Source organism: Halobacterium bonnevillei (genome assembly GCF_009831555.1).
Taxonomy (GTDB): Archaea; Halobacteriota; Halobacteria; order Halobacteriales; family Halobacteriaceae; genus Halobacterium; species Halobacterium bonnevillei.
The window spans coordinates 1-5,749 of the sequence record NZ_WUUU01000180.1 but is presented as its reverse complement, the minus strand read 5'-3'; the positions used below and the strand labels follow the sequence as shown (position 1 = coordinate 5,749).

Here is a 5,749-nt window from a genome sequence, read left to right as displayed (position 1 = left end):
GTTCGCGAAAGCGTGCGTCGAGGACTGGAGGTCGTCGGTCGCCTGCATCGCGATCTCGACCTGGATGCCCTCGTCCTCCCGTTCGAAGTAGATGACGTCGTCGTGGAGCTCCTGGCGGCTCTCGTTGTACTGGACGAACTCCTTGGATGCCGCCCTCGTACTCAACGTCGAGGACTGCACCGTCGTCGCCGCGCTCGTTCGACGAACCGCGCTGGCCGTTCGCGGCTCGCTCGGCCGGCGCGACGGGAGCGTCGTGTTCGCGCTGGCGACCGGCGGCTACCTCGCCGTCTACCTGGCCGGCATCGGATTCCTGAACGCGAACGACGGCGGGACGGCGTTCGTGGTCGTCGGCGACCCGCTCGCACGCGCGACCGACGTGATGGCGCCCTACCAGTACGAACCCATCGCGCTGCTCGCCGCCGGCCCGGTCGAACTGCTGTTCTCTCCCGTGAACACGCTGCTCGGCCTCGGCCTCGGTTCGCTCGTCGGCGCGAACCTCGCCGTCTCGTGGGTCGCATACCGCAGTCCCGCGGCCTGCGGCCTCGGGTCCACTGCGGGCGCGGCGGCGGGCGTCCCGGCGCTCCTCTCCGGGTTCGCGTGCTGCGGCCCGACCCTGCTCATCGTGTTGGGTCTGCAGGCCACCGCCGGCCTCGTCGCCGCGTTCCAGTGGCTCGTCCCGCTGTCAGTCGCGCTCCTGGTCGCGACACTCCTCTGGGTCGGGAGCCGCGTCGACCCCGCCGTCCACTCGCAGTGAGTGGCACCTGTGCCTGACCGGCATCACGAACGACGCGCAACACGACGCGGAATAGGCTCCGAGTCGGCGAGGGAGCGCTTTCGTCGGGACGAATCGGGCAGGCGTTCTCAGCCGGTGGGACCCGACGAAAACCCTATCCGGTGACAATATACCAATCTAGTATCAGTCTGTGTCCCGGCCGCGGGCTCGGTGGTCCCCCGCCCGTGACACGTCCAGGCGCTACCAGACCCCCGATGAAATCGCTACGAGAGCAGAAGTCCCGAACGGTACGAGCGGTGTTCACGTCGCCGACAGCGAGACGGCGGACGATCGCCTGGCTCCTCGTCCTCGTCGCGCTCCTCGTCGCCAGTGCCCTCGTCGTGGACCGCTGGCTGCCCTGGCTCACTGACGCAGCCGCGCTTCGCGCGAGAATCGAAGCCACCGGCCCGCTCGCGCCCGCAGTCTTCGTGCTGGCGCAGGCCAGCCAGGTCGTCCTCGCGCCCATCCCCGGACAGGTCCTGGCGTTCGTGAGCGGCTACCTCTTCGGAACGGCGTACGGGACGCTGTACAGTCTGCTCGGCGCGACCGTCGGGAGTTACGTCGTGTTCCGGCTGTCGCGGCGGTTCGGCCGCGAGCACGTGGAGCGCGCCATCGAACCAGAACTCGTCGACCAGTTCGACGCCGTCGTCAAGCGTCGCGGCTTGCTCGCGCTGTTCGCCGTGTTCCTCGTGCCCGGGCTGCCGGACGACCTCATCTGTTTCGTTGCGGGGTTGACCAGGCTCCGCATCAGGGACATGCTCGTGGTGTCGTTCGTCGGCCGGTTCCCCGGGTTCCTCGTCGCAAACGCGGCCGGCGCGCAGCTCGAGGCGGGCGACCAGCTGGGCGCCGTCGCGCTAGTCACCCTGCTCTCGGTGCTCTCGGCACTGGGGTACGTGTGGCGCGACGAATTGCTACGACGGCTCGCCGACGCGTCTGACGAGGGGAGCGCCCAGTAACACCGTCCCGACGACGACGGCCCCGGTCGTCCAGACGAGTACCTGGCGCGTCAGCCCCGGGGCCTCCGCGGCGATGGGAACGAACGCCCGCACGTCGAGCGCGACGACGGCGACCGCGCCGAGGAGGTCGAACAGCAGGTCGTAGGCGGTGTCTCGCCACCCGTAGTGCACCAGCACCGGTTCGATGCCGAACCGCTCGCCGACGGCTCGCGCGGCGAGTTCGATGAGCTCCCAGAAGACGCCCGCGAGCAACGAGAGCGCGACCGTCGCGGCGGCAATCGTGGCGTCGGACCACGCCCCGTCGACGGTGACGACGATGGCAGCGTACAGGAGGGCCGTCAGCAAGGTCCCGGAGACGGTGTGGGTCAGGTGGTCCCACCACCAGACGGAGTCGTAGGGACCGAGCATCCCGACGGAGTGCAGGAATCCAGCGACCGCCGCCCAGACAGCGAGTTCCGGGGCGACGAACTGCCCGCCGTCGAACTGGAACCCCGAGGCGACGACGATTGCGACGACGGCGACGACCAGTGAGGCCGCCGCGTTGACCATCGCAGCGCCGTTCCCGCGACGCGCGGCGACTGCCAGCACGAGCAGGGTGGCGGCGACGAGTGCGAACAGCAGTCCCGCGACGACGGCATTCATGGAGTCGAGTCCACCGGTAGGCTGTCAATCGCGGCAACGCGATATGATTCTTTGGCCGACCGCTGTCCTCCCCGTCCCGGTTCCGCCCGCCGACCCGGCAGCCTCATACCCCGGAGCTCGACTCCGTCCGGGCCCCGATCCGGTCCGGGTCGAGGCGGTAGAACTCGAAGGACACCGTCCGCGGGGGCTCTCCGAAGATGTCGACGAGGGGGATGTGTATCCGGTCGAACGCCTCCAGCGTCTCCATTTCGACGGACTCGTCGTCAGTCGAGTCGAGTCGGCCTTCGGCGACGACGCTGTGCCAGCGGTCGTCGGACTCCCCGTGCACCACGAACGAGGCCGCTCGGCCGTCCAATTCGCCCTTCTCGGTGCCGGGTTCGACGGCCAGTCGGAAGTAGAACGTCTCGGTCGTCGCGTCGTACCCGTAGGATACGGGGAGGGAGTGCGGCGGGTCGCCGTCTGCCGTGTCCAGCGAGATGACGCCCGTGCCGCCGTTCCCGAGGAACGCGTCCCGTTCGTCGTCGTCCAAGCGGATTGCCGCGTCGTTGCTCATGACTGTCCATACGAGCGCCGCGTGTGAAAACCCCACGCACGAGGCGGGTCCGCCGCGAGGAGTCGGCGGCGCTACTCGTGCTCTGCACCCAGGGTCGGCGGCGCTACTCGTGCGTGGTGTGAGCGACCAGGAGGAACGTTTCCGGGCGGACCGCCTCGTGGGTGACCGCGAAGCCGCTCGCGCGGAGCGCGTCCGCGGCGTCCGCGGCGCTGAATCGTTCGTCGACCGGGGGGCCGTGCTCGCCGTTTCCGGTGGCCCCCCAATCGACGACGACGAGGGTCCCGCCGGGGCGCAGCACGCGGTCGACCTCGTCGAGGGCGTCGTCGCCGGCGAACTCGTGGTACGTCATCGTCGAGAACGCGCTGTCGAGGCTCCCGGTCGCCAGCGGGAGGTCGCTGACGCCGCTGGTCACCAGTTCGACGTTCTCGGGCACGCCCTTCTCCCGGTAGTACTCGTGCATCGCGTCCTGCACGTCGACGGCGTACACCTGCTCGGCGCGGTCGGCGACGTCGTCGGTGTAGAAGCCGGTGCCGCTCCCGAGGTCGGCGACGGTGTCGCCGTCCGGCGATACCGCCCAGAGGAGTTCCTCCGCGGAGAGGAACCGGTAGCGTCTCGCCGCCTCCTCGAGTTTGTCGGCGCCGTCGGCGTCGAAGGTGTGGTACCCCATCGAATCAGAGGTTCGCGAACGCTTCGTCGACCATCTCGCCGGTCTCTTCGACGATGCCGGCCATCGTCTCGTCGTCGGGCGCCATCCCGACGAGGCGCGCGATGCGCATGATTGAGACGTGGTAGACGCGCTGTCGGCCGGGCTCCTCCTCCCAGACGACGACGTTGCACGGCATCAGTGCGCCGAGCTGATTGTCGGTGGCGTCGAGGGCCTTGTCCGCGACGTCCGGGTTGCACGCGCCGAGCACGTGGTATGGGTCCCGGCCCGCGTCCACCTTCTCGTTGAGCATCTCCGAGACGGAGAACTCCACCGGGACGCCGAACCCGGCCTCGGTGAACACTTCGCGGGCGTGTTCGACGGCCGCCTCGTGGTCCATCTCGAGAGTGGTCTGCTGTTCGCCGACGTCCGCAGGGTCAATCTGTGTCGGGTCGATGGGAAGCGCCATTCGTGTGATGTAGTGGGCCCACGGGGCAAAACCCCTTTTGGAACATTCGCGTTGGACGCGACAGCGTTCCCGGTTAGGGACTGCAGCTTCACGAACGGAGCCACAGTATTGTGCTGTTCGGGAACAACCTTAATCCCCTGAGACTCGTAGCGCTGGACAAGATGGTGGATTCAGTGAGTGCAGAGCTCGAACGCGACCTGGAGTGTCTGGACCTCCTGGCGTGCATCCACGGGCTCAACGACCGAGACCGGGAGGTGTTCCAGGTGCTCCAGGAAGCCGGGGAAGCGCTCACGGTCGACGACGTCGCCGACCGGAATGGGTGCGACAGGACCACGGCCTACCGGTCCATTTCGCGGCTCGTGGACGCGGACGTCGTCGTCCAGTCGCAGGTGAACTACGAGCAGGGCGGGTACTACCACGTGTATCGGCCGCGGCAGCCGGAGACCGTCGCCCGGGACATGCAGCGGCTCCTGAACGACTGGTACGCGAACGTCAGCCAACTCATCCACGAGTTCGAGCAGCCGGACGCGTCGGGCGACGCCTGCACCCGGTCGATCCGGGACCAGTAGGCGGAACGCGACCGTGGGGCGACAGAGCCGAGGGGGCCCGAGCCAGCAACGGTGGCCCGGGGGGAACGACGCTCGGAAGGACACTGATAGGTTCGGCACCGACAGTAGTCGTTTGTAATATTGTGCATTCCGCGGAATACTTTTGGGCGTGCCCGTCGAAGACCGATACATGAGCGACACGTTCGTCGTCATCGGCGGTGACGCGGCGGGGATGAGTGCCGCGAGCAAGGCGAAACGGGAGACCCCCGAGCTGGACGTCGTCGTCTTCGAGAAGGGAGAGTGGGTGTCGTACGCCGCCTGCGGGATGCCCTACTACGTGAAGGGCGACGTCGACGACCTGGACGACCTCGTGCAGGTGACCCCCGATGCGTTCCGCGACGAGCGCGACATCGACCTTCGGACCGGCCACGAAGTCGTCGGCATCGACCCCGAGGCGGAGACGGTCACGGTCGACGGCGGCGCCGAACCCTTCGAGCAACCATACGACCGCCTCCTCGTGGCGACGGGCGCGTCGGCAATCGAACCGCCGTTCGACGGCATGGGCCTCGACGGCGTGTTCACCATCCACGACATGAACGAGGCGGACGCCATCGAGGCGTACGTCACCGAGCATGCGCCCGAAACCGCGGCCGTTGTCGGTGGCGGCTACGTCGGCATCGAGATGGCCGAGGCGCTGGCCGCTCGCGGCGCCGACGTCCACCTCTACGAGATGCTGCCGCACGTCCTCCAGCCGTTCGGGGAGGCTGTCGCGGAGCGCGTCGAGGATCACCTCCGCGAGCGGGGCGTCCACCTCCACCTGGAGACGGCGGTCTCCGGGTTCACCGGCGACGACGGCGTTCAGCGCGTCCACCTGGAGGACGGCAGCGAGCCAGCTGACGTCGCTATCGTCGGCGTGGGCGTCGAACCGAACGTCGACCTCGCGGCCGACGCCGGCATCGAACTCGGGCCGACTGGGGCCATCGCGACTGACGAGTACGGCCGCACGAACTACGAGAACGTCTTCGCGGCCGGGGACTGCGCCGAGGCGCGCCACGTCGTCACGGGCGGCCCGGAACACGTCCCGCTGGCGTTGACCGCGAACCGGGCCGGTCGCGCCATCGGGCAGACGGTCACCGGCTCCCCGACCGAGGTCGGCGACATCGCGG

At 68.7% G+C, this 5,749-nt stretch carries 8 protein-coding genes; 4 read left to right on the top strand and 4 right to left on the bottom strand.

Going from position 1 to position 5,749, the window contains the following annotated elements; translation table 11 throughout:
• Window positions 1–142: 142 nt before the first annotated feature.
• Both GRX66_RS15750 and GRX66_RS15745 read left to right on the top strand, forming a co-directional pair.
• Window positions 143–754 (top strand): hypothetical protein, encoded by a 612-nt coding sequence (locus GRX66_RS15750; RefSeq protein ID WP_159527386.1) that lies wholly within the window; start codon window positions 143–145, stop codon window positions 752–754.
• Window positions 755–987: 233 nt separating this feature from the next.
• Window positions 988–1,728, top strand: a complete 741-nt coding sequence (locus GRX66_RS15745; protein WP_159527385.1) for a TVP38/TMEM64 family protein — start codon at window positions 988–990, stop codon at window positions 1,726–1,728.
• On the opposite strand, the gene GRX66_RS15740 is transcribed toward GRX66_RS15745, so the two are convergent.
• From GRX66_RS15740 to GRX66_RS15725, 4 genes are all read right to left on the bottom strand, one after another.
• A complete protein-coding gene (locus GRX66_RS15740) occupies window positions 1,684–2,370 on the bottom strand; it encodes a hypothetical protein (RefSeq protein WP_159527384.1) in 687 nt (228 codons plus the stop codon). The two genes, GRX66_RS15745 and GRX66_RS15740, sit on opposite strands and share 45 nt — an antisense overlap.
• A 103-nt stretch (window positions 2,371–2,473) precedes the next feature.
• Window positions 2,474–2,923, bottom strand: a complete 450-nt coding sequence (locus GRX66_RS15735) for a pyridoxamine 5'-phosphate oxidase family protein (RefSeq protein WP_159527383.1) — start codon at window positions 2,921–2,923, stop codon at window positions 2,474–2,476.
• A 103-nt stretch (window positions 2,924–3,026) separates the two neighbouring features.
• On the bottom strand, window positions 3,027–3,590 hold the full coding sequence (locus tag GRX66_RS15730) for a class I SAM-dependent methyltransferase (protein ID WP_159527382.1): 564 nt from the start codon (window positions 3,588–3,590) through the stop codon (window positions 3,027–3,029).
• 4 nt (window positions 3,591–3,594) lie between these two features.
• A complete protein-coding gene (locus GRX66_RS15725; RefSeq protein ID WP_159527381.1) occupies window positions 3,595–4,035 on the bottom strand; it encodes a DUF302 domain-containing protein in 441 nt (146 codons plus the stop codon).
• 161 nt (window positions 4,036–4,196) lie between these two features.
• Between GRX66_RS15725 and GRX66_RS15720 the strand changes: the two genes are divergently transcribed.
• Both GRX66_RS15720 and GRX66_RS15715 read left to right on the top strand, forming a co-directional pair.
• The gene (locus tag GRX66_RS15720; protein ID WP_159527380.1) at window positions 4,197–4,604 is read left to right on the top strand and encodes a helix-turn-helix domain-containing protein; all 408 of its coding nucleotides are present in this window, start codon (window positions 4,197–4,199) and stop codon (window positions 4,602–4,604) included.
• Between the two features lie 169 nt (window positions 4,605–4,773).
• The coding region (locus GRX66_RS15715; RefSeq protein WP_159527379.1) for an NAD(P)/FAD-dependent oxidoreductase at window positions 4,774–5,749 on the top strand (976 nt) is incomplete at its 3' end.

What these genes read in the sequence shown, in the direction of transcription:
- GRX66_RS15745 (WP_159527385.1), top strand. Translation starts at nt 988, where the DNA reads ATGAAATCGCTACGAGAGCAGAAGTCCCGAACGGTACGAGCGGTGTTC.
- GRX66_RS15740 (WP_159527384.1), bottom strand. Translation starts at nt 2,370, where the DNA reads ATGAATGCCGTCGTCGCGGGACTGCTGTTCGCACTCGTCGCCGCCACC.
- GRX66_RS15735 (WP_159527383.1), bottom strand. Translation starts at nt 2,923, where the DNA reads ATGAGCAACGACGCGGCAATCCGCTTGGACGACGACGAACGGGACGCG.
- GRX66_RS15730 (WP_159527382.1), bottom strand. Translation starts at nt 3,590, where the DNA reads ATGGGGTACCACACCTTCGACGCCGACGGCGCCGACAAACTCGAGGAG.
- GRX66_RS15725 (WP_159527381.1), bottom strand. Translation starts at nt 4,035, where the DNA reads ATGGCGCTTCCCATCGACCCGACACAGATTGACCCTGCGGACGTCGGC.
- GRX66_RS15720 (WP_159527380.1), top strand. Translation starts at nt 4,197, where the DNA reads ATGGTGGATTCAGTGAGTGCAGAGCTCGAACGCGACCTGGAGTGTCTG.